We start from the raw sequence: 252 nt of genomic DNA on the forward strand, positions 1-252 counted from the left end.
CCCGTATTGACCGGGTTATTGTTAGCGTCTGGGACGAAGATTCTGACAACGGCCGAGTTGAGGAACGGCCCCATATTGCGACCGGCCTCGACGATCAGATCGCCCGGCCCTCCGAGAATAAAGCTGTTACCCAGCAGCGTGGGCTTGGCGGCCCCCTCCGACGTAGTCAGTCTTGAGGTTGCGGTGAGGTCGCGGCCGGCAACAATCCGGGTGATGTCGTCCGGCGCAAGGTTCTGGCCGAAGAACATCATG

The 252-nt window shown here is 60.7% G+C and carries 1 protein-coding gene; it reads right to left on the reverse strand.

Going from position 1 to position 252, the window contains the following annotated elements; translation table 11 throughout:
• The coding region (locus tag RVY79_RS20775) for a hypothetical protein (protein WP_317466494.1) at positions 1-252 on the reverse strand (252 nt) is incomplete at both ends.

The organism is Chromohalobacter sp. HP20-39 (genome assembly GCF_033052815.1).
In the GTDB taxonomy this organism is placed as follows: Bacteria; Pseudomonadota; Gammaproteobacteria; order Pseudomonadales; family Halomonadaceae; genus Chromohalobacter.